Genomic DNA, 20,824 nt, shown 5'->3' on the forward strand with positions numbered 1-20,824 from the left:
CAGTGAATGATGGGAAAGACCCGTTATAATCAGCGCGGATTTTAACCGCAAGCCAGGCGTGCTCCATCGGCGCGCCTTTATATTGGAGAGATTACATGCCGTCGTTCGACGTGGTATCCGAACTGGACAAACACGAAGTCACCAACGCGGTCGAGAACGCCGTCAAGGAACTCGATCGTCGTTATGACCTGAAAGGCAAAGGCAGCTTCGAGTTCAAGGAAAAAGACCTGACCGTCAACCTGACAGCGGAAGCGGACTTCCAGCTTGAAGCGATGATTGAGATCCTCAAGCTGGCCCTGGTCAAGCGCAAAATCGACGTGCAGTGCCTTGAGGTCAAGGACGCCTTCGCGTCGGGCAAGTTGATGAAGCAGGAAGCGGTCCTCAAGGAAGGCATCGACAAGGAGTTGGCGAAGAAAATCGTCGCTCACGTCAAGGACGCCAAGCTCAAGGTCCAGGCTGCCATTCAGGGCGAGCAGGTGCGGATTACCGGCAAGAAGCGTGATGACCTGCAGGAAGCCATTGCTGCGCTGCGAGCCAAGGAATTCGGTATGCCGCTGCAGTTCAACAACTTCCGCGACTGACTTGAAAGCGGGAACCTATCGGCGTTTGTGACGTCGGAGGCCCAAGCAACGGCAGAAACGATTGAGCCCGTCGCGGTTCGATCTTTCTGCCGCTTTTTTTTATGCATGCCGGATAGCCGGAAAACAGGAGCAAGTAGATGGACTTAAATGCTGAGGTAGATAACCTGGTCAAGGTTTCCCAAACCTGGATCCCGATGATCATGGAGTACGGCAGTCGTGTACTGCTGGCGGTCATCACCCTGGCCATCGGCTGGTGGCTGATCAACAAAGTCACGAAAAAGCTCGGCGGCCTGATTGCCTTGCGCAACGCTGACCTTGCGCTGCAAGGTTTTATCAGCAGCCTGGCGAACATCATCCTCAAGATCCTGCTGATCGTCAGCGTAGCCTCGATGATCGGTGTGGAAACCACTTCGTTTGTCGCGGCGATTGGTGCGGCGGGTCTGGCCATCGGCCTGGCCTTGCAGGGCAGCCTGGCAAACTTCGCCGGCGGCGTGCTGATCTTGCTGTTCCGTCCGTTTCGTATCGGTGACTGGATCGAGGCTCAGGGGATCGCCGGCACCGTCGACAGCATCCAGATTTTCCATACCGTGCTGCGTACCGGTGACAACAAGACCATCATCGTTCCCAACGGTAATCTGTCGAACGGCATCATCACCAACACCAATCGTCAGCCGACCCGCAAAGTCGTGTTTGATGTAGGCGTTGATTACGAAGCGGACTTGCAGAAAGCCCGTGAAGTATTGCTGGAACTGGCCAAGGATCCCCGTGTATTGACGGACCCGGCACCTCAGGCAGTCATTTCGACATTGGGTGACAGTTCTATCACTGTTTCCCTGCGTGTCTGGGTGAAGACGGCCGATTATTGGGATGTGATGTTCATGTTCAACGAACTGTCCCGTGATCACCTGAGACAGGCTGGCATCGATATTCCATTTCCACAGCGGGTTATTCGCGTGGTTCAGGAGTCCGCAGTGCAGTGATAGACCTTGCAATACATGTCTGACTTTTCGGTCAGGCATGTATGGCGATTGTTCAATAATTGAACAATTTGCACAGGCAATAAAAAAGGCCCATCCGAAGATGGGCCTTTTGTTTTGTTACCGCAAACTAACTGGATGCGATTACAAAACCGACAGCGGGTAGTCGACGATGAAACGGAACTCTTTCACGTCGCCTTCACCTTCGTCAGCGTTAGCGAAGTGCCATGCTTGACGAATACGGAAGGACAGGTCTTTTGCCGGGCCTGACTGAACAACGTACTTGGCTTCGAAGTTGGTTTCGTTGTGCTTGCCGTCTTCGCCATACAGACCAGCGTAAGGGCTGCCTGCTGGAGTTTTGGTGCCGTCGATGTCCCAGCCTTTAACGTAACGGGTCATGAAGCTCAGACCTGGAACGCCGTACTCAGCCATTTTCAGGTCGTAACGAACCTGGGCAGACTTCTCGCCAGGGGCGTTGAAGTCAGAGTACTGGATGGAGTTGGCGAGGAAGATCGAGTCGCCGCCGCGGTTGTTTTTGCCCACGCCGATGTAGTCGAACGGAGTGTCACCGTTAACCTTCTGGAAGGCGAGGGTGATGGTGTGTGCTTTCATGAACGAGAAAGCGGCTGCCAGGGAGTAAGCAGTGTTGCTGATCTCGCCTGCTTTGGCATCACCAGTGTCTTTGGTGTTGTAGATGTTACCGTCCAGGTTCAGCGACTCGTCGCCACCCATCGGGATGGTGTAGTTCAGGTTGGCGTAGTACTGGTTCCAGACGTCTTCCAGCTTGGCGCCGTACAGCGATGCCGACAGGTTGTCGGTGATGCCGTATTTGCCACCGAAGTAGTCGATGGAGTTGGCTTCTACGCCAGCGTAGGTTGCAAACAGGCCGCCGTCACGAGCGTTACGGTCCTGGCTGGTCGCCGAGTAGAAGTGACCGGCTTCGAGGTCAAGGTCTTTGACTTCGCTGCTCTGCAGCTGGATGCCGCTGGCAGTTTGAGGAAGGATACGGGAGCCGCCAACTGCAAACACTGGAGCAGTGCTTGGCTGCATGTCGCCGACTTTCAGCTCGGTTTTGGATACGCGGAATTTAACAGCGCCACCGGCTTTGCCCTGGCTGTTGTTGACTTCGCCATCGGCGTCGCGGCTCATGTTACCGGTGCCGCCGGTGCCATCACCGCCGTCCAGTTTGATTGCCAGGTAACCGAATGCATCAACACCAACACCGATCAGACCCTGAGTGTAACCGGAGCTGAAGTTGCCCCAGATGCCTTGGGTCCAGTCTTTCTGGTCGGTTGCGCCATCTTTGCGGTCGCGGTTGAAGTAGTAGTTGCGAACCAGCAAGTTCAGCGTGCTGTCTTCAACAATACCTTTGGCTTCAGCCTGGTCACTTACGAAAGGGGCGGCCGTAGCCAATTGGGTACTGGCTGCTGCTGCAACTGCCAGTGCGATCATGCTCCACTTCATCACGCGCATCGTGATTTGCTCCTTTGGTTTTAGAAGAGTACTGCCGTCCCACCTGTTTTATTATCTGGGCGGCTCTTTCTTTTTGTGTCGGCGCAAACTTATATCACGCCGACAATGTTGGCGATACTTGCGTATCTAACCTTTCGCGTTCTTTACGACCCTGTCGCAAACAGCGAGGTAGATGTCGCAAATTTCGAGCTCCGACGCAACCGGGCTGACAACTTTAATGCTGTTTTCTGAGCCTCGGTGTCGGTAAAAAGAGTCCTGGTGAAACGTTTGAATCTCCATCGGGCTACCTTGCCACTGTCTTTTTTTGCCTGAAGGTCCCCACTTCCAGCGGGTGTCACATCAGGTGATGTTGGGTATCAATGCAACAAGCGTGCACAAAATCGGATTTTGTTACGCTTTTTTTCCAACTGATTGCCTGGGGTTGTGAAAACCTCGTGAAACCGGGGGGTTCAAGCGCCTCTGGTTTGGACTTGACGCCTTGCCTGGCTTCGTGTTGCGTCCCGCTGGTCGATTGCCTGACAACCAAAAATGTTACCCGTTCACCCCGTGAGTGAGTAAACGGCGGATGTCGAAGCGTTCAGCGTAGACCCACTGTTCGGTTTTGGTGCAAAAAATTTTTATCCAGGTGTTGAACTCTGGCCTGTTGATCGCGTGTCCGGCGAGAACTCTTCGTTGTTAATCAGTCATTTCGGTGCTTTTTCTCATGTAGTCGGTTCTGTAATGGTGCGTGGCAGCAAAAAGTGTCTCATCCGGGGGCGGTCTGCCGGTTTTTTGTTGGTGCTCTTCACCACTGTGCAAGGTTCGCCGTGAAGCGTGCGCCGTTCACAGGTATGCTGCCGTCCGGTCGCTTGGTGCGCTGTCCCTCTGGATGGGCGCTAAGCTGAAAAATGATGACCCGGCGGGAGTACGCGCAGTGTTCGCTTTAGATCCACGACTTCAACAAGACACGTTACCGATCGGGGACTTTCCGCTCTGCCGGTTGCTGCTGTCCAACGATTCGAACTATCCCTGGTTCATCCTGGTACCTCGTCGTGAGGCTATCAGTGAGATATTTCAGTTGGATGTCGCAGACCAGCAGCAGCTTTGGCGCGAGACAACGGCGCTTTCGCAGGTGCTCAAGGACTCGTTCGACGCGGACAAGTTGAATGTTGCGGCGCTGGGCAATGTCGTCAGTCAGTTGCACATGCATGTGATCGTGCGCAAGCGCGAAGATGCCGCCTGGCCAGCGCCGGTTTGGGGTAAGCATCCGGCAAAACCCTACAGTTCGGAGCAGATTGCCGCCATTCGCGAGCGTTTGCGTCTGATTTTGACCGATGATTTTACGTTTCTGGAGGGCTGAATCATGAGCCTGGAAGAACGCGTTACCGACCTTGAAAGCCGCCTGGCCTTTCAGGATGACACCATCCAGGCATTGAATGATGTGCTGGTCGCGCAGCAACGGGTGGTTGAGCGTCTGCAGCTGCAAATGGCTGCGTTGCTCAAGCGGCAGGAGGAAATGGTCGGCCAGTTCGAGTCGTTCGAAGAAGAAGCGCCACCGCCGCACTATTAAGCAATATGCAGGCATAAAAAAACCGCGGGCAGCCAGGCTGTCCGCGGTTTTTTTTAGCCTTGAATCAGCGGCGCGGCAATGCGGCGATCACATCTTCGGCTTGCAGGCCCTTGTCACGATTCATGACAGAGAACTCCACGCGCTGGCCTTCTACCAGGACGCGGTGGCCTTCACCGCGAATGGCCCGGAAGTGAACGAAGATATCGTCGCCGGAGTCGCGGGAAATGAAGCCAAAGCCTTTGGACGTGTTGAACCACTTGACGGTGCCGGTATCGCGGTTGCTCATGTCGTAGCTAGGCGAAGCGGCGGCCGGTGACGATTTGTAGAAGCTGACACCCAGGTGCAGGGCAACAGCGATCACGGCTGCGACCAGGCTGAACAGAACGGCCGGTTGGCCGGCAATGACCGGCATCGGTGCGATCAGCGTCAGGGTTTGCAGGACTACCGCCAGCACCAGCAGGGCACTGACCAGATTCTGCAGTTGGTGGCGCGGACCTTTGTTCCAGTAAGGGATGACAGGTGCAAGCGTGAGGTTGAGCAGGCCGAAAAAGGCCAGGTACAGCGCGTCAGGTTGTTGCAGGTAAGGTAATGCTTCGGAGTGCAGGCTAGGGATGAAGGACAGCAGCAAGGCCGCTGTGCCTATCAACAGGTGGACGATTTTCAACATTTTAATTAACTCACGTTAAGACAACTCACAAGGAAGAGCTGATGGCGCACGGTTCGCTTCAAAACAATTAAAGAGGCGTTGGACACGTACCCGGTATCAGCCTATGCGCCATACCCGGAAAAATAGGCACTGACGACACGCTGTCTATTTAACAGCAAAGCCGCAGGCTACTCAAATCAGGGCGTCCGGCGGCTCTTTGCGGGCGATTTGCCGCAGGTTGCGCGAAGTTCCGAGGCTGCGGCAAGGCGGCAGGCTTGCTAGAGTGGGTGGGCACCTGCTGGCTGAAATTCATCACCGTTAGGGGAAAAACATGGCAATCGATATCGGTATCAGTGAAGAGGACCGCAAGTCCATCGTCGACGGGCTTTCGCGCCTGCTGTCGGACACCTACGTACTTTATTTGAAAACCCATAATTTCCATTGGAACGTCACCGGTCCGATGTTTCGGACTCTGCACCTGATGTTCGAAGAGCAATATAACGAACTGGCCCTGGCGGTCGATTCGATTGCCGAGCGCATTCGCGCACTGGGGTTTCCTGCTCCCGGCGCCTATTCCGTTTATGCGCGGCTTTCCTCCATCAAGGAGGAGGTGGGTGTGCCTGCCGCCGAAGACATGATCAGGCAATTGGTCGAGGGGCAGGAGGCGGTCACGCGGACGGCGCGGGGGATTTTCCCCTTGCTCGACAAGGTTAGCGATGAACCTACGGCGGACTTGCTGACCCAGCGTATGCAGGTGCATGAAAAAACGGCGTGGATGCTTCGCGCTCTGCTGGACCAGTAACGCTCGCTTGCGCGGACGACACATTAAGGTGTCGTCCGCGCTCTTCTTTCCTACGCCATTCAATCAGGTGCTTCTGAAGGGGGCATCACTTCGCTGCGTGGGAAAAAGTCCGGAGTAGGACGCTCTCCAGGGTCTGCCAACAGTTGTTGGCTTATCCTACGTCGAAGGCCATAAAGTCATCTGGATATACCTTTGTAGCTGCGTTTTTATAAGTCGACACACAGTTGCGCTTATGGAAGCCAGGATGGCAAGGGAGTGTCAGCGTTATGCTTTATGAACGGCAGGAAGGGGTGCGATACGGTTCGCACAAGGATGTAAGGGTCGATCCGTTTGTTCGCGAGTTCGATATGGGGTTGGCCCAACCCTTGTCCCGCTCGGTACGACTGAATGGCTTCGCCACCTGTTTGCGGCTTGAACAGGTTTACTGGGATATTTTGGGGGGAATGGCCCGGGCCAATGATTGCTCGGTCAGTAGCCTGTTATCCCACGTGGATCGCGAAGTTCACCTGCGTCACGGCGGGGTGAGGAATTTCAGTGGGTTGGTGCGGGTTGTCTGTGTCGTACACAGCCTCAAGGAAGGAGGTTGCATCGTCACGGCCTAGTCTGGGCGGCGAAAACAGCAGAGTGTCGGTCTGTGCAGTCTTACGGCTGCACAGGCCGCATTTAATGGATATAATCCCGCTCTTTGCCGCAAAACCCAGCGTGTGCGGTAGCAATCTGATCGCCGAGACAACCTCCATGCCGATGTACGATTATCAATGTGCTTCCTGTGGTCATCAGTTGGAAGCCATTCAAAAGATCAGCGATGCACCGCTGGTCGACTGCCCTGCCTGTCAGGCGCCAGAGCTGAAAAAAATGCTGTCCATGCCGGGCTTCCGCCTCAGCGGCACCGGTTGGTACGAAACCGATTTCAAGACCGGTTCCAAGAAGAACCTGGCCGGCGGCGACAAAGCTGACTAAGGTCCTGGACCTGAATTGAACGACACGCGCGAGTTCTTGCAGCATCCCCAGCGGATGTGCCCAGGGCCTCCAACCGAATTTCGAATTACGAGAAGTGAAACCACGACCATGATGCGCAGCCATTATTGCGGCCAACTGAACGAAAGCCTGGACGGCCAGGAAATTACCCTTTGCGGATGGGTCCATCGTCGCCGTGACCACGGTGGGGTGATTTTCCTCGATATCCGTGATCGTGATGGTCTGGCCCAGGTCGTGTTCGATCCAGACCGTGCTGAAACCTTCGCCGCAGCCGATCGCGTGCGCAGCGAGTACGTCGTGAAGATCACCGGCAAGGTTCGCCTGCGTCCGGCCGGTGCGACCAACGCCAACATGGCGTCGGGCATGATCGAAGTCCTCGGCTACGAGCTGGAAGTGCTGAACGAATCGGAAACCCCGCCGTTCCCGCTGAACGAGTTCTCCGACGTCGGTGAAGAAACCCGTCTGCGCTACCGCTTCCTCGACCTGCGTCGCCCGGAAATGGCCGAGAAGCTGCGTCTGCGTTCGCGCATGACCACCAGCATCCGCCGCTTCCTGGACGAGAACGGCTTCCTCGACGTCGAGACGCCGATCCTGACCCGTGCCACCCCTGAAGGTGCGCGTGACTACCTGGTGCCGAGCCGTACTCATGCCGGTTCGTTCTTCGCCTTGCCGCAATCGCCGCAGCTGTTCAAGCAACTGCTGATGGTGGCCGGCTTCGATCGTTACTACCAGATCGCCAAGTGCTTCCGTGACGAAGACCTGCGTGCCGACCGTCAGCCGGAATTCACCCAGATCGACATCGAGACCAGCTTCCTCGATGAAAAAGAGATCATGGGCCTGACCGAGCAAATGATCCGCAACCTGTTCAAGGAAGTGCTGGATCTGGAATTCGGCGATTTCCCACACATGACCTTCGAAGAAGCCATGCGCCGCTACGGTTCCGACAAGCCAGACCTGCGTAACCCGCTGGAACTGGTGGACGTTGCCGATCAGCTCAAGGAAGTCGACTTCAAGGTGTTCAGCGGCCCGGCCAACGACCCGAAATGCCGTATCGCCGCCTTGCGCGTACCTGGCGGCGCGAGCATGCCGCGCAAGCAGATCGACGACTACACCAAGTTCGTCGGCATCTACGGTGCCAAGGGCCTGGCGTACATCAAGGTCAACGAGCGCGCTGCCGGTGTTGACGGTCTGCAATCGCCGATCGTGAAGAACATCCCTGAAGCCAACCTCAATGTGATCCTGGATCGTGTTGGTGCAGTTGACGGCGACATCGTGTTCTTCGGCGCCGACAAGGCCAAGATCGTCAGCGAAGCGTTGGGCGCATTGCGCATCAAGCTCGGTCACGACTTGAGCCTGCTGACCTGCGAATGGGCTCCGATGTGGGTCGTTGACTTCCCGATGTTCGAAGAGAACGACGACGGCAGCTTCAGCGCCTTGCACCACCCGTTCACCGCGCCGAAGTGCTCCCCGGCGGAGTTGGAAGCCAACCCGGCGGGCGCTCTGTCCCGTGCCTACGACATGGTGTTGAACGGCACCGAGCTGGGTGGCGGTTCGATCCGTATCCACCGCAAAGAGATGCAACAAGCGGTCTTCCGCCTGCTGGGCATCAACGAAGTGGAACAGGAAGAGAAATTCGGCTTCCTGCTCGACGCCCTGAAATACGGCGCGCCGCCGCACGGTGGCCTGGCGTTTGGCCTGGACCGTCTGGTGATGCTGATGACCGGCGCCCAGTCGATCCGTGAAGTGATCGCCTTCCCGAAAACCCAGAGCGCGGCCGATGTCATGACCCAGGCTCCGGGCCAGGTGGACGCCAAGGCATTGCGCGAGCTGCACATTCGTCTGCGTGAAACGCCGAAGGCCGAGTAGGGCTGACCAGAAGGGCGCATCCGCGGATGCGCCCTTTTCTTTACAGATAGAGCTGTTGAAGATTTTTTATTTGCCGGCCTGCGCGATTCCGCGAGGCGGGCAATGTTTCAAAGAGAATTCGGAGCGAGTTATGGCAGGTCATTCCAAGTGGGCGAACATCAAGCACCGCAAAGAACGTCAGGATGCCAAAAAAGGCAAGATTTTCACCAAGTGGATTCGTGAGCTGACTGTCGCGGCCCGTCAGGGTGGCGGTGATCCAGGCTCCAACCCACGTCTGCGCCTGGCGCTGGACAAGGCCCTCGGCGCGAACATGAGTCGCGACATCATTGATCGCGCGGTTGCCCGCGGAGCCGGCGCTGCCGATACCGACGACATGGTCGAGCTGACCTACGAGGGTTACGGTCCGGGCGGCGTGGCAGTCATGGTCGAATGCATGACCGACAACCGCAATCGCACCGCAGCCGCGGTTCGCCACGCGTTCAGCAAGTGCGGTGGCAACCTCGGCACTGATGGTTCGGTGGCCTATCTGTTCGAGCGCAAGGGGCAGATCTCCTTCGCTGCCGGCGTCGACGAAGATGCGCTGATGGAAGCGGCCATGGAAGCCGACGCTGATGACGTGGTGACCAACGAAGACGGTTCCATCGACGTGTTCACCTCGTTTGCCGGTTTCTATGCTGTGCGTAACGCACTGGAAGCGGCGGGTTTCAAGGGTGATGACGCCGAAATCGTCATGCTGCCGACCACCAGTGCCGAACTGGATCTGGAAGGCGCGGAGAAAGTCCTCAAGCTGATCGATATGCTCGAAGACCTGGACGACGTGCAGAACGTCTATTCCAACGCTGACATTCCGGAGTCTGTCGCCGCACAGCTCGGTTAAAAGGGTGGCCACGATCCATGTGGGAGCGGGCTTGCTCGCGAAAGCGGTTTAATATTCAGCAACGATGTTGTCTGATAGTCCGCGTTCGCGAGCAAGCCCGCTCCCACATTTATTTTTCGCTGAGCTGAAGATCGTGTTTTTTCTTATCCCGCAGGCGTTATGACTTTAATTCTTGGTATCGACCCCGGTTCGCGCATCACCGGTTACGGTGTGGTTCGTGATACCGGCCGTGGCTGCGAGTACGTCGCCTCCGGTTGTATCCGCACCGGGGCTGGCGAGCTGCATGAGCGACTGCAGATCGTCTATCGCGGGGTGCGGGAGATCATTCAGACTTACCACCCGGTGACCATGGGGATCGAAAAGGTGTTCATGGCCCGTAACGCCGATTCCGCCCTGAAACTGGGGCAGGCCCGTGGCGCCGCGATCGTTGCAGGTGCCGAGGAAAGCCTGGAAATTGCCGAATACACCGCAACCCAGGTCAAGCAGGCGGTTGTTGGCACCGGTGCGGCCAACAAGGAGCAGGTGCAGATGATGGTCATGCACATGCTCAAGTTGACCAGCAAACCGCAGATCGATGCCTCGGACGCCCTGGCCATTGCCATTTGCCATGCTCATACCCGTTCCAGTCTGCTGCCCCATGGGTTGGGAGCGGCACGCAGTCGTGGCGGGCGCCTGCGTCTCTGATAGCATCAGCAATCAATTTTATGCAGCGGGGACGTTTCGCCCGGGTTGTCGGCGCTATCTCCTCGCTCTGTCAGTCGCTGGCCCAGAGCTGGCCAACGCTCAAGGATTTGTAATGTGATTGGACGTTTGCGCGGCACCCTGGCTGAGAAGCAGCCTCCGCATCTGATTCTGGATGTAAACGGCCTGGGCTATGAACTCGAAGTGCCCATGACGACCCTTTACCGCTTGCCGTCGGTCGGTGAGCCGCTGACCTTGCACACCCATTTGGTCGTGCGCGAAGACGCACAACTACTCTATGGCTTTGTCGGCAAGCGTGAGCGCGACTTTTTTCGCGAGTTGATCCGCCTCAATGGTGTCGGGCCAAAACTGGCGCTGGCCTTGATGTCGAGCCTGGAAGTCGACGAACTGGTCCGTTGCGTACAGTCTCAGGACACTTCGGCGTTGACCAAGGTCCCAGGTGTCGGCAAGAAAACCGCAGAACGTTTGCTTGTAGAACTCAAGGATCGCTTCAAGGCCTGGGAAACCGTGCCGGCCATGTTCGCCCTGGTGCCGAACCAGCCAGATGGACCGGCACCGGTGAACACTGCTGAAAGCGATGCCGTCAGCGCGCTGATTTCCCTGGGCTACAAACCTCAGGAGGCGAGCAAGGCGGTGTCCGCGATCAAGGAGAAAGGTTTGAGCAGTGAAGATATGATCCGCCGCGCCTTGAAGGGAATGATCTAAGTGATTGAAGCTGATCGTCTGATCGCTGCCACGCATAGTCCGCGTGAGCGCGAAGAAGTCCAAGACCGCGCCATTCGCCCGGTCAGCCTGGCCGAATACATCGGCCAGCCGACCGTTCGCGAACAGATGGAATTGTTCATTCAAGCCGCTCGTGGTCGTAACGAGTCCCTGGATCACACGCTGATCTTCGGGCCGCCTGGCCTCGGCAAGACCACCCTCGCCAACATCATCGCCCAGGAAATGGGCGTGTCGATCAAGAGCACCTCGGGGCCGGTGCTGGAGCGCCCGGGCGACCTGGCGGCGCTGTTGACCAACCTTGAGCCTCACGATGTGCTGTTTATCGACGAAATCCATCGTCTGTCGCCCATCGTAGAAGAAGTGCTGTACCCGGCCATGGAGGATTTCCAGCTCGACATCATGATCGGCGAGGGGCCGGCCGCGCGTTCGATCAAGCTGGATCTGCCACCGTTCACCCTGGTCGGCGCAACGACGCGGGCCGGGATGTTGACCAACCCGTTGCGTGACCGTTTCGGCATCGTTCAGCGGCTTGAGTTCTATAGCACCGCCGACCTTGCGACCATCGTCGGTCGTTCGGCGAATATCCTCGGTTTGCCGCTGGACCCGGAGGGTGCCTTCGAAATCGCCCGCCGTGCCCGTGGCACGCCACGGATTGCCAACCGGCTGTTGCGCCGGGTGCGTGACTTCGCCGAAGTTCGCGCCAAAGGGCACATCACCAAGCCGATTGCCGACCTGGCGCTGAACCTGCTGGATGTCGACGAGCGCGGCTTCGATCACCAGGACCGGCGCCTGTTGCTGACCATGATCGAGAAGTTCGACGGCGGGCCGGTCGGGGTCGACAGCCTGGCCGCCGCCATCAGCGAAGAGCGTCACACCATTGAAGACGTGCTGGAGCCTTATCTGATCCAGCAGGGCTATATCATGCGCACGCCACGAGGACGGGTGGTGACGCGGCATGCCTATCTGCATTTCGGTTTAAACATTCCGTCACGATTAGGCGAAATGCCCGTGGTAGACGAGTTTCTCGATGTCGCTGACGATTAATTAACATTACGCGCTGATTTTTTCGGGCAATGTACGGTCCCAGGACCGTACTTTCACGAGAAAGCCGTAGAACTATGAAAAACAGTTGCCTGGCCGGATTGGCAACCTGAGGAGTAAGCACTAGAGTATGCGCGCGCAAAACGGGCTTGAGCCTTTCGCACATCGTTGTCGCGTTTATTACGAGGACACCGATGCGGGCGGCATCGTGTATTACGTTAATTACCTCAAGTTTATGGAACGGGCTCGAACCGAGCGGCTACGAGATCTGGGTTTTGCCCAATCGCAGCTTGCCGGGGAGGACCTGTTGTTCGTCGTGCATTCCAGCGAAGCGCGCTACCACGCGCCGGCGCGACTGGACGACGAACTGCTGGTAAGCGCCGAGGTAATCGAATTGAACCGTGCCAGCCTGCGCTTCAAGCAGCAGGTCAGGCGGGCGACGGATAATGTGCTGCTCTGCGAAGGGCAGTTCCTGGTGGCCTGTGTGCGCACCGAAAGTTTGAAACCCCGGGCCATTCCCGAAGCTCTACGAGCGGCCTTTGCCGACGTGAGCGGCGCGGGTACACACTCAAAGCAGGAGATAAAGCGTGGAAGCTAACGTCGTCGACCATTCCTCCATGTGGAGCCTGGTCAGCAATGCCAGTATCGTGGTGCAACTGGTAATGCTGATCCTGGTAGCCGCATCGGTGACCTCGTGGATCATGATCTTTCAGCGCAGCAACCTGCTGCGCGCCGGTCGACGTGCCCTGGAGAGCTTTGAAGAGCGCTTCTGGTCGGGTATCGACCTGTCCAAACTGTACCGTCAGGCCGGCAGCAACCCGGACCCTGATTCGGGCGTCGAGCAAATCTTCCGGGCCGGTTTCAAGGAATTCTCCCGTCTGCGCCAACAGCCAGGCGTTGATCCGGAAGCGGTGATGGAAGGTGTGGCCCGCGCCATGCGCGTTGCCATTTCCCGCGAAGAAGAAAAGCTCGAGCAGAGCCTGCCTTTCCTGGCCACTGTCGGCTCCGTCAGCCCGTATATCGGCCTGTTCGGTACCGTCTGGGGGATCATGAACTCCTTCCGTGGCCTGGCGACCGCCCAGCAAGCGACCCTGGCCACTGTGGCCCCGGGTATCGCCGAAGCACTGATCGCCACGGCCATCGGTCTGTTCGCGGCCATTCCAGCCGTTATCGCTTACAACCGTTTTGCTGCTCGCAGCGAAACCCTGCTGGGCCGCTACTACACCTTCGCCGACGAGTTCCAGGCGATCCTGCACCGCAAAGTGCACACCAGCGAAGAATAAGCAGGTAATTTCCAATGGCTTTAATCGCTCGAGCTCGCAAAAAGCGCAAGCCGGTCGCCGAGATGAACGTGGTGCCCTACATCGACGTGATGTTGGTACTGCTGGTCATTTTCATGGTGACCGCGCCGATGCTCAATCAGGGCGTGAAAGTTGATCTGCCCAAGGTTTCCAGTGAAGCCTTGCCGCAGGACAACAACACCCAGGTCCTGACCATTTCCATCAAATCCGACAAGACCTACTACTGGAACCTTGGCAGCGAAGTCGACACGGACAAGCAGCAAGACCGGGCCATGACATTGCCGCAGATGACCGACGCCGTGACCAAGATCATTCGCGTCGGCAATGAAAACGGCAAGCACACCCAGGTCTTCATTCGTGGCGACAAAACCGTCGACTACGGTTCCGTCATGGGGGCCATGGGTGGGTTGCAGAAAGCCGGGGTCGGTAATGTTGGCTTGATTACCGAGGCGCCCTGATGCAGCAACAGCGAGAGCCGTCCGCCTCGGAAAGCTACTTCTGGCCTAGTGTCTGGGCGATTGGCTTGCACGTGCTGGTGTTCGGCATGCTGTTCGTCAGTTTTGCCTTTACTCCGGAACTGCCGCCGGCCAAGCCGATTGTCCAGGCGACCTTGTACCAGCTGAAATCGAAAAGTCGGGCGACCACCCAGACCAATCAGAAGATTGCCGGTGAAGCGCAGAAATCTGCTGCGCGTCAAACGGAAGTCGAGCAGATGGAACAGAAAAAGGTCGAGCAGGAAGCGGTGAAGGCTGCGGAACAAAAGAAAGAAGAGGCGGCTCAAAAGGCCGAGGAAGCCAAGAAGGCCGACGAAGCGAAGAAAGCGGACGAGGCGAAAAAGGCTGATGAAGCCAAGAAAGCCGACGACGCGAAGAAAACCGCGGAAGCCAAGAAGGCAGAAGAGAAACAATTGGCTGATATAGCCAAGAAGAAAGCTGAAGAAGAAGCCAAGAAAGCTGCTGAAGAAGAGGCCAAGAAAGCGGCCGCTGAAGAAGCCAAGAAAAAGATCGTCGAAGACGCGAAGAAGAAAGCCGCGGAAGACGCCAAGAAGAAAGCTGAAGCTGAAGAGGCGAAGAAGAAAGTCGCCGAGGAAGCGAAGAAGAAAGCTGCTGCCGATGCTGCGAAGAAGAAATCGCAGGACGCGGCACGTAAATCCGCCGAAGACAAAAAGGCCCAGGCCCTGGCAGATTTGCTTTCCGACACGCCGCAGCGTCAGCAGGCCTTGGCCGATGAGCAGGGTGACGAAGTCGCCGGCAGTTTCGATGACCTGATTCGTGCGCGTGCAGCGGAAGGCTGGGCTCGTCCACCTTCGGCACGCAAAGGCATGACGGTCGTGTTGCAAATCGGCATGTTGCCGGACGGTACGGTGACTTCGGTCAGCGTGTCCAAGTCCAGTGGCGACGGTCCGTTTGACGCATCTGCTGTTGCAGCGGTGAAGAATATTGGACGTTTGACAGAAATGCAGGGAATGAAGCCGAGTGATTTCGCTCCGTATCGTTCATTCAAGATGACATTCACACCTGAGGATCTAGCCTTGTGAGAAACCTTCTTCGAGGAATGCTCGTCGCCATCTGCTGCCTGGCAGGCATGGCGATGGCAGATGAGAAAAACATTCTGGTCACCAGCGGCAGCGATCGGGCGACCCCGATCGCGGTAGTGCCGTTCGGTTTCCAGGGCGGTAGCGTGCTGCCGGACGACATGGCGGAAATCATCGGTAACGACCTGCGTAACTCGGGTTACTACTCGCCGATTCCAAAGCAGAACATGATCAGCCAGCCGAGCCAGGCCAGCGAAGTCATCTTCCGTGACTTCAAGGCACTGGGTGCCCAGTACGTCATGGTCGGTAGCATTGTTCCTGCGGGCGGTCGCCTGCAGGTGCAATACACACTGTTCAACGTCGCCACCGAACAGCAAGTGCTGACCGGCAGCGTGTCGGGCGGTGTCGACCAGTTGCGCGACATGGCGCACTACATCTCTGACCAGTCGTTCGAAAAACTCACGGGTATCAAGGGTGCCTTCTCGACTCGCCTGCTGTACGTAACGGCCGAGCGTTTCTCCGAGAACAACACTCGCTACACCCTGCAACGTTCGGACTACGACGGTGCTCGCGCCGTGACCCTGCTGCAGTCGCGCGAGCCGATCCTGTCGCCGCGTTTCGCACCGGATGGCAAGCGCATCGCTTATGTCTCCTTCGAGCAGAAGCGTCCACGCATCTTCATGCAGAACATCGACACCGGTCGCCGTGAGCAGATCACCAACTTCGAAGGCCTGAACGGTGCACCGGCCTGGTCGCCGGATGGCAATCGCCTGGCGTTCGTGCTGTCCAAAGACGGTAACCCGGACATCTACGTGATGAACCTGGGTTCGCGCCAGATCTCCCGCGTCACCAACGGTCCTGGCATCAACACCGAACCGTTCTGGGGCAAGGATGGCTCGACCATCTACTTCACCTCAGACCGTGGCGGCAAGCCGCAGATCTATAAAACCAGTGCGGGTGGTGGCGGTGCCGAGCGTGTGACTTTCGTCGGTAACTACAACGCAAACCCTAAGCTTTCGGCTGATGAAAAGACGCTTGTCATGATTCATCGTCAGGATGGCTTCACCAATTTCAAGGTGGCGGCCCAGGATTTGCAGCGCGGTAGTGTAAAAATCCTCACTGATAGCACTCTGGACGAGTCACCTACTGTTGCGCCCAACGGCACCATGGTAATCTACGCCACCCGCCAGCAGGGCCGGGGAGTCTTGATGCTCGTGTCCATCAATGGACGCGTAAGGCTCCCGCTTCCTACCGCACAAGGCGAAGTCAGAGAACCTTCCTGGTCCCCTTACCTGAACTGACGCGGCGCTATACGTTGTACTTAACACACTGGGGTTCATTAGGAGTTTCACGATGGAAATGCTGAAGTTTGGTAAATTTGCTGCGCTGGCACTGGCCATGGCTGTAGCTGTAGGTTGCTCGTCCAAAGGCGGCGACAATGCCGGTGAAGGCGCGGTAGATCCAAACGCTGGTTACGGCGCAAACACTGGTGCAGTTGACGGCTCCCTGAGCGAAGAAGCTGCTCTGCGCGCTATCACCACTTTCTACTTCGAATACGACAGTTCGGACCTGAAGCCAGAAGCCATGCGCGCTCTGGACGTTCACGCCAAAGACCTGAAAGCAAACGGCGCTCGCGTTGTTCTGGAAGGCAACACCGACGAACGTGGTACTCGTGAGTACAACATGGCACTGGGCGAGCGTCGTGCGAAAGCCGTTCAGCGCTACCTGGTACTGCAAGGTGTTTCCCCAGCTCAGCTGGAACTGGTTTCCTACGGCGAAGAGCGTCCAGTTGCTACCGGCAACGACGAGCAGTCCTGGGCTCAAAACCGTCGCGTCGAACTGCGTAAGTAATTCGTCATGCGAACGTGCCGTCGTGCTGTAACTGTTTTGGCTCTCAGCCTCGCGCCGCTTGCGGTGTGGGCTGCGGTTCCTGTGGTCGATAACGACTCCGGCTATAACAATAGCGGGAGCAGTTATCCGCCTGCAGGTTACGGTACGAACGGCGCCTATGCCGGGGGAGGGGTTTCGACCCCTGTCTCGGCACAGGGCCAGCTGTTCAACCAACTGCAACAAATGCAGGAGCAGATCTCACGCCAACAGGGTGTGATCGAAGAACTGCAAAATGATGTAGCGCGCATGAAGCAGGAGAACCTGGAGCGATACCAGGATCTTGATCGGCGCATAGGAACCGGCGTTGCACCAGCCGCGACTCCTGAAAATTCTTCCACCGGTGGTGATTTGAATGCCCCCGGTGCAGCCGCAGGCGCGACAGCTGGCGCAGCCGCTGCTCAAGCACCTGCCGCGGGTAGCGAACCGGCAGATCCGGCGAAGGAAAAGCTCTATTACGATGCTGCCTTCGACCTGATCAAGGCCAAGGACTTCGACAAGGCCAGCCAGGCTTTTGCCGCATTCCTGCGCAAATACCCGAACAGCCAGTACGCGGGCAACGCCCAATATTGGTTGGGCGAAGTGAACCTGGCCAAGGGTGATCTGCAGGGTGCAGGTCAGGCGTTTGCCAAAGTTTCGCAGTTGTATCCGAAGCACGCCAAAGTGCCGGACTCACTGTACAAACTCGCTGATGTAGAGCGCCGCCTGGGTCATACCGACCGGGTCAAAGGCATTCTGCAGCAGGTCGTGTCCCAGTATCCGGGCACTTCCGCCGCTCAGTTGGCCCAACGCGATTTGCAGAAGATGTAAGCCTGCTTGAGCCGTTTCAAAGAAACCCGCGCTTGTCGCGGGTTTTTTCGTTAGAATTCACCCCCTTTTTCTGAAACACGCTTTTTGGGATCTGCGCATTGCCGGGGTTCCTTGAAGTGCCTGACGGAGGCGGACAGCCTGTTTAGCTGTTACGCCCGTGGCGACTATGCAAGACACATTGAGAATTACCGAAGTTTTCTACTCGTTGCAGGGTGAAACTCGGACTGCTGGCCTGCCCACTGTTTTTGTGCGCCTGACCGGTTGCCCGTTGCGTTGCCAATACTGCGACAGCGCCTACGCGTTCACAGGCGGAACCATTCGCACGCTCGACGACATCCTCGAGCAGGTCGCCGGTTTCCGTCCGCGTTATGTCTGTGTCACGGGCGGCGAGCCTCTGGCGCAACCCAACGCCATTCCCTTGCTCAAGCGCCTCTGTGATGCCGGTTACGAAGTGTCACTGGAAACCAGTGGCTCTATCGATATTTCGGCAGTAGATTCCCGGGTCAGTCGCGTTGTCGACCTGAAAACCCCGGGTTCGAAGGAAGCGCACCGCAACCGCTACGAAAACATTGAGCTGCTCACGCCCAACGATCAGGTGAAGTTTGTCATCTGCTCGCGGGAAGATTATGACTGGTCCGTTTCCAAACTGATCCAGTACGGTCTGGACCAGCGCGCCGGCGAAGTCCTGTTCTCGCCAAGTCACCATGATCTCAATGCCCGGGATCTGGCGGATTGGGTGGTGGCGGACAACCTGCCAGTGCGTTTGCAATTGCAGCTGCATAAATATCTATGGAATGACGAGCCGGGGCGCTGAAATGACTGAACAACTCAATACTGCTGAAAAACGTGCGGTCATTCTGCTGTCCGGTGGCCTGGACTCGGCCACCGTCGTGGCGATGGCTCGTGCCGAAGGCTACAGCTGCTACACCATGAGCTTCGACTACGGGCAGCGTTCTCACGCCGAATTGCACGCCGCCGAACGTGTGGCGCGGGATCTGGGTGTAGTCGAGCACAAGGTAATCGGTCTCAATCTGAATGGCATGGGCGGTTCAGCGCTGACCGACAGCAGCATCGCTATTCCGGAAGAGTTGGGTGAGGGCATTCCGGTGACTTACGTGCCTGCGCGTAACACCGTGTTCCTGTCCCTGGCCCTGGGCTGGGCAGAAGTGCTCGGTGCACGTGACATCTTCATCGGCGTCAATGCGGTGGATTACTCCGGTTACCCGGACTGCCGTCCAGAGTTCATCGAGTCCTTCGAGCGCATGGCCAACCTGGCAACCAAAGCCGGCGTGGAAGGCAATGGCTTCCGCATTCAGGCGCCGCTGCAAAACCTCAGCAAGGCACAGATCGTCCAGGCCGGCGTGAAGCTTGGCGTGAACTACGGGCTGACCGTTTCCTGCTATCAGGCAGACGATGATGGCCGTGCATGCGGCAAGTGCGACAGCTGCCGACTGCGTGCGGAAGGCTTTGTGGCAGCCGGAATCAGCGATCCAACCCCTTATTTTTGATTTATTTCAAAATAGGTGTTGAATAGTCCTTAAAAATCAGTATTATACGCGCCACCACACAGCGGGTCGTTAGCTCAGTTGGTAGAGCAGTTGGCTTTTAACCAATTGGTCGTAGGTTCGAATCCCACACGACCCACCATTTTTGGCGGTTTAGAAAATCCGGAAGGCCCACGCAAGTGAGGATTTCCGGGTTTTTTTTTGCCCGCGATTCAAGTCCGCCTCGCTTCGGGTTGCTGCGCAAGACGCAGGTCAGATTCATCTTTTGCATCTGTCGGATATTCTGTAGCCTTGCGCAGCTTCAACGCTGTCCGTGCCTGATGAATACCCACTTTCCCGGCGGTACCCTGATGGGTCCGGAGCCGGGTGTATACTCGACTTTCGCGCGAATGCGCCTGCAGGTCTTGCGAACATGACGCAAATTTCCGAACGCCTTCTGGTTCAAGCCCACCTCGACGCCAAACAGCCCAAGCCGCTGACCGCCGATGAAGAGGCTTATTACCGTGCCGCCATCGCTGCCGAGCTCAAGGCTCAGGACGCGGTGCTGGTGGCGCACTTCTATTGTGACCCTGTCATTCAGGCGCTGGCCGAGGAGACGGGTGGCTGCGTCTCTGACTCGCTGGAGATGGCCCGTTTCGGCAACGCCCATCCAGCCAAGACTGTGGTCGTCGCCGGCGTGAAGTTCATGGGCGAGACCGCCAAGATCCTCAACCCGGAAAAGCGCGTGCTGATGCCGACGCTCGAAGCGACCTGTTCGCTCGACCTGGGTTGCCCGGTAGACGAATTTTCCGCTTTCTGCGATCAACACCCGGAGCGCACGGTGGTGGTGTACGCCAACACCTCCGCTGCGGTAAAGGCCCGAGCGGATTGGGTCGTGACCTCAAGCTGTGCGCTGGAAATCGTCGAAAGCCTGATGGACAACGGCGAGACCATCATCTGGGGCCCGGACAAGCACCTGGGTACCTATATCCAACGCCAGACCGGTGCCGACATGCTGCTGTGGGACGGTGCCTGCATCGTTCACGAAGAGTTCAAGTCCAAGCAGCTTGAGGACATGAAGGCGCTATACCCGGATGCTGCGATCCTGGTGCACCCGGAGTCGCCGACATCGGTGATTGAGCTGGCCGATGCCGTCGGTTCCACCAGTCAGTTGATCGCGGCGGCACAGAGCCTGCCGAACAAGACGCTGATCGTGGCGACCGACCGTGGCATTTTCTACAAGATGCAGCAGCTGTGCCCGGACAAGGTCTTTATCGAGGCTCCGACGGCGGGTAACGGCGCGGCGTGCCGCAGTTGTGCGCATTGCCCGTGGATGGCCATGAACACCCTTGAGCGCACGCTGAAGGCGTTGAAAGAAGGGGCGAACGAGATCTTTGTCGATCCGGCGCTGATTCCCCAGGCGATCCGCCCGCTCAAGCGCATGCTTGATTTCACTGCTGCAGCGCGGATGAAGCTGGCCGGCAACGCCTGATATTTGTCAGTTACGCCGCAAAAACTGTGGGAGCGGGCTTGCTCGCGAAGAGGGTGTTTCAGTCGACATCGAGGTTGACTGACACACCCTCTTCGCGAGCA

Annotated in this window: 24 protein-coding genes and 1 tRNA gene; 23 read left to right on the top strand and 2 right to left on the bottom strand. The window is 57.4% G+C overall.

All coding sequences use genetic code 11. The annotated features are described in order from the left end of the window. Window positions 1-95: 95 nt before the first annotated feature. The gene (locus tag KGA88_RS16255; protein WP_053155306.1) at window positions 96-581 is read left to right on the top strand and encodes a YajQ family cyclic di-GMP-binding protein; all 486 of its coding nucleotides are present in this window, start codon (window positions 96-98) and stop codon (window positions 579-581) included. Window positions 582-718: 137 nt separating this feature from the next. Continuing rightward, window positions 719-1,561: a mechanosensitive ion channel family protein gene (locus tag KGA88_RS16260; protein WP_160389287.1), complete on the top strand. Its 843-nt coding sequence runs from the start codon at window positions 719-721 to the stop codon at window positions 1,559-1,561. Window positions 1,562-1,702: 141 nt separating this feature from the next. Here KGA88_RS16260 and KGA88_RS16265 read toward each other — a convergent pair whose 3' ends face one another. Continuing rightward, a complete protein-coding gene (locus tag KGA88_RS16265; protein WP_223592642.1) occupies window positions 1,703-3,031 on the bottom strand; it encodes an OprD family porin in 1,329 nt (442 codons plus the stop codon). Between the two features lie 913 nt (window positions 3,032-3,944). On the opposite strand from KGA88_RS16265, the gene KGA88_RS16270 reads away from it, so the two are divergent. Both KGA88_RS16270 and KGA88_RS16275 read left to right on the top strand, forming a co-directional pair. Beyond that, a complete protein-coding gene (locus tag KGA88_RS16270) occupies window positions 3,945-4,370 on the top strand; it encodes an HIT domain-containing protein (protein ID WP_110662385.1) in 426 nt (141 codons plus the stop codon). Window positions 4,371-4,373: 3 nt separating this feature from the next. Next, window positions 4,374-4,580: a SlyX family protein gene (locus KGA88_RS16275; RefSeq protein ID WP_007977339.1), complete on the top strand. Its 207-nt coding sequence runs from the start codon at window positions 4,374-4,376 to the stop codon at window positions 4,578-4,580. Between the two features lie 64 nt (window positions 4,581-4,644). Here the strand turns inward: KGA88_RS16275 and KGA88_RS31580 are convergent, their stop codons facing one another. Further along, window positions 4,645-5,247 (bottom strand): cold-shock protein, encoded by a 603-nt coding sequence (locus tag KGA88_RS31580; RefSeq protein WP_317851671.1) that lies wholly within the window; start codon window positions 5,245-5,247, stop codon window positions 4,645-4,647. Window positions 5,248-5,557: 310 nt separating this feature from the next. On the opposite strand from KGA88_RS31580, the gene KGA88_RS16285 reads away from it, so the two are divergent. The 19 genes from KGA88_RS16285 to nadA all read left to right on the top strand — a co-directional run bounded on the left by KGA88_RS16285 (window position 5,558) and on the right by nadA (window position 20,723). Next, window positions 5,558-6,028 carry a Dps family protein gene (locus KGA88_RS16285; protein WP_110661919.1) on the top strand — a complete coding sequence of 157 codons (471 nt, stop codon included), beginning with the start codon at window positions 5,558-5,560 and terminating at the stop codon, window positions 6,026-6,028. Window positions 6,029-6,294: 266 nt separating this feature from the next. After that, the gene (locus KGA88_RS16290; protein WP_223592644.1) at window positions 6,295-6,630 is read left to right on the top strand and encodes a ribbon-helix-helix domain-containing protein; all 336 of its coding nucleotides are present in this window, start codon (window positions 6,295-6,297) and stop codon (window positions 6,628-6,630) included. Between the two features lie 136 nt (window positions 6,631-6,766). Continuing rightward, entirely contained in the window at window positions 6,767-6,988 is a 222-nt protein-coding gene (locus KGA88_RS16295) for an FmdB family zinc ribbon protein (protein ID WP_007977333.1), read from the top strand. Between the two features lie 108 nt (window positions 6,989-7,096). Continuing rightward, a complete protein-coding gene (gene aspS / locus KGA88_RS16300; RefSeq protein ID WP_110661921.1) occupies window positions 7,097-8,872 on the top strand; it encodes an aspartate--tRNA ligase in 1,776 nt (591 codons plus the stop codon). Window positions 8,873-9,002: 130 nt separating this feature from the next. After that, on the top strand, window positions 9,003-9,749 hold the full coding sequence (locus KGA88_RS16305; protein WP_223592647.1) for a YebC/PmpR family DNA-binding transcriptional regulator: 747 nt from the start codon (window positions 9,003-9,005) through the stop codon (window positions 9,747-9,749). 159 nt (window positions 9,750-9,908) lie between these two features. After that, on the top strand, window positions 9,909-10,433 hold the full coding sequence (ruvC, locus tag KGA88_RS16310; RefSeq protein ID WP_008015799.1) for a crossover junction endodeoxyribonuclease RuvC: 525 nt from the start codon (window positions 9,909-9,911) through the stop codon (window positions 10,431-10,433). A 114-nt stretch (window positions 10,434-10,547) separates the two neighbouring features. Further along, on the top strand, window positions 10,548-11,156 hold the full coding sequence (gene ruvA, locus KGA88_RS16315; RefSeq protein WP_110660727.1) for a Holliday junction branch migration protein RuvA: 609 nt from the start codon (window positions 10,548-10,550) through the stop codon (window positions 11,154-11,156). After that, window positions 11,157-12,218: a Holliday junction branch migration DNA helicase RuvB gene (gene ruvB, locus KGA88_RS16320; RefSeq protein WP_110660728.1), complete on the top strand. Its 1,062-nt coding sequence runs from the start codon at window positions 11,157-11,159 to the stop codon at window positions 12,216-12,218. It abuts the gene before it with no gap. Window positions 12,219-12,345: 127 nt separating this feature from the next. Next, a complete protein-coding gene (gene ybgC / locus KGA88_RS16325) occupies window positions 12,346-12,813 on the top strand; it encodes a tol-pal system-associated acyl-CoA thioesterase (protein WP_007990726.1) in 468 nt (155 codons plus the stop codon). Then, a complete protein-coding gene (gene tolQ, locus KGA88_RS16330) occupies window positions 12,803-13,498 on the top strand; it encodes a protein TolQ (protein ID WP_008147369.1) in 696 nt (231 codons plus the stop codon). Before ybgC ends, tolQ begins: the two co-directional genes overlap by 11 nt. 23 nt (window positions 13,499-13,521) lie before the next feature. Then, the gene (tolR, locus tag KGA88_RS16335) at window positions 13,522-13,974 is read left to right on the top strand and encodes a protein TolR (RefSeq protein ID WP_181432078.1); all 453 of its coding nucleotides are present in this window, start codon (window positions 13,522-13,524) and stop codon (window positions 13,972-13,974) included. Continuing rightward, window positions 13,974-15,053 (top strand): cell envelope integrity protein TolA, encoded by a 1,080-nt coding sequence (tolA, locus tag KGA88_RS16340; protein WP_056726036.1) that lies wholly within the window; start codon window positions 13,974-13,976, stop codon window positions 15,051-15,053. The genes tolR and tolA overlap by 1 nt, the downstream gene beginning before the upstream one ends. Window positions 15,054-15,070: 17 nt before the next feature. Continuing rightward, the gene (gene tolB, locus KGA88_RS16345; RefSeq protein ID WP_263296155.1) at window positions 15,071-16,351 is read left to right on the top strand and encodes a Tol-Pal system beta propeller repeat protein TolB; all 1,281 of its coding nucleotides are present in this window, start codon (window positions 15,071-15,073) and stop codon (window positions 16,349-16,351) included. A gap of 52 nt (window positions 16,352-16,403) precedes the next feature. Then, on the top strand, window positions 16,404-16,901 hold the full coding sequence (gene pal / locus KGA88_RS16350; protein ID WP_003178634.1) for a peptidoglycan-associated lipoprotein Pal: 498 nt from the start codon (window positions 16,404-16,406) through the stop codon (window positions 16,899-16,901). Between the two features lie 6 nt (window positions 16,902-16,907). Next, window positions 16,908-17,747 (top strand): tol-pal system protein YbgF, encoded by an 840-nt coding sequence (gene ybgF, locus KGA88_RS16355; protein ID WP_223592649.1) that lies wholly within the window; start codon window positions 16,908-16,910, stop codon window positions 17,745-17,747. A gap of 166 nt (window positions 17,748-17,913) precedes the next feature. Then, complete coding sequence (gene queE, locus KGA88_RS16360; protein WP_007995628.1) at window positions 17,914-18,561, top strand: 7-carboxy-7-deazaguanine synthase QueE; 648 nt, start codon at window positions 17,914-17,916, stop codon at window positions 18,559-18,561. 1 nt (window position 18,562) lies between these two features. Continuing rightward, window positions 18,563-19,255 (top strand): 7-cyano-7-deazaguanine synthase QueC, encoded by a 693-nt coding sequence (gene queC, locus KGA88_RS16365; RefSeq protein WP_223592651.1) that lies wholly within the window; start codon window positions 18,563-18,565, stop codon window positions 19,253-19,255. 63 nt (window positions 19,256-19,318) lie between these two features. Next, window positions 19,319-19,394: transfer RNA gene (locus KGA88_RS16370), tRNA-Lys, on the top strand. Window positions 19,395-19,664: 270 nt separating this feature from the next. Next, on the top strand, window positions 19,665-20,723 hold the full coding sequence (nadA, locus tag KGA88_RS16375) for a quinolinate synthase NadA (protein ID WP_110662488.1): 1,059 nt from the start codon (window positions 19,665-19,667) through the stop codon (window positions 20,721-20,723). Window positions 20,724-20,824: the final 101 nt, after the last annotated feature.

It is taken from the genome of Pseudomonas sp. A-R-19, assembly GCF_019956575.1.
GTDB lineage: Bacteria > Pseudomonadota > Gammaproteobacteria > Pseudomonadales > Pseudomonadaceae > Aquipseudomonas.

Coding starts and splice junctions, on each gene's coding strand:
- KGA88_RS16255 (WP_053155306.1), top strand. CDS start 96: ATGCCGTCGTTCGACGTGGTATCCGAACTGGACAAACACGAAGTCACC.
- KGA88_RS16260 (WP_160389287.1), top strand. CDS start 719: ATGGACTTAAATGCTGAGGTAGATAACCTGGTCAAGGTTTCCCAAACC.
- KGA88_RS16265 (WP_223592642.1), bottom strand. CDS start 3,031: ATGCGCGTGATGAAGTGGAGCATGATCGCACTGGCAGTTGCAGCAGCA.
- KGA88_RS16275 (WP_007977339.1), top strand. CDS start 4,374: ATGAGCCTGGAAGAACGCGTTACCGACCTTGAAAGCCGCCTGGCCTTT.
- KGA88_RS31580 (WP_317851671.1), bottom strand. CDS start 5,247: ATGTTGAAAATCGTCCACCTGTTGATAGGCACAGCGGCCTTGCTGCTG.
- KGA88_RS16285 (WP_110661919.1), top strand. CDS start 5,558: ATGGCAATCGATATCGGTATCAGTGAAGAGGACCGCAAGTCCATCGTC.
- KGA88_RS16290 (WP_223592644.1), top strand. CDS start 6,295: ATGCTTTATGAACGGCAGGAAGGGGTGCGATACGGTTCGCACAAGGAT.
- KGA88_RS16295 (WP_007977333.1), top strand. CDS start 6,767: ATGCCGATGTACGATTATCAATGTGCTTCCTGTGGTCATCAGTTGGAA.
- aspS (WP_110661921.1), top strand. CDS start 7,097: ATGATGCGCAGCCATTATTGCGGCCAACTGAACGAAAGCCTGGACGGC.
- KGA88_RS16305 (WP_223592647.1), top strand. CDS start 9,003: ATGGCAGGTCATTCCAAGTGGGCGAACATCAAGCACCGCAAAGAACGT.
- ruvC (WP_008015799.1), top strand. CDS start 9,909: ATGACTTTAATTCTTGGTATCGACCCCGGTTCGCGCATCACCGGTTAC.
- ybgC (WP_007990726.1), top strand. CDS start 12,346: ATGCGCGCGCAAAACGGGCTTGAGCCTTTCGCACATCGTTGTCGCGTT.
- tolA (WP_056726036.1), top strand. CDS start 13,974: ATGCAGCAACAGCGAGAGCCGTCCGCCTCGGAAAGCTACTTCTGGCCT.
- tolB (WP_263296155.1), top strand. CDS start 15,071: ATGCTCGTCGCCATCTGCTGCCTGGCAGGCATGGCGATGGCAGATGAG.
- pal (WP_003178634.1), top strand. CDS start 16,404: ATGGAAATGCTGAAGTTTGGTAAATTTGCTGCGCTGGCACTGGCCATG.
- ybgF (WP_223592649.1), top strand. CDS start 16,908: ATGCGAACGTGCCGTCGTGCTGTAACTGTTTTGGCTCTCAGCCTCGCG.
- queE (WP_007995628.1), top strand. CDS start 17,914: ATGCAAGACACATTGAGAATTACCGAAGTTTTCTACTCGTTGCAGGGT.
- queC (WP_223592651.1), top strand. CDS start 18,563: ATGACTGAACAACTCAATACTGCTGAAAAACGTGCGGTCATTCTGCTG.
- nadA (WP_110662488.1), top strand. CDS start 19,665: ATGACGCAAATTTCCGAACGCCTTCTGGTTCAAGCCCACCTCGACGCC.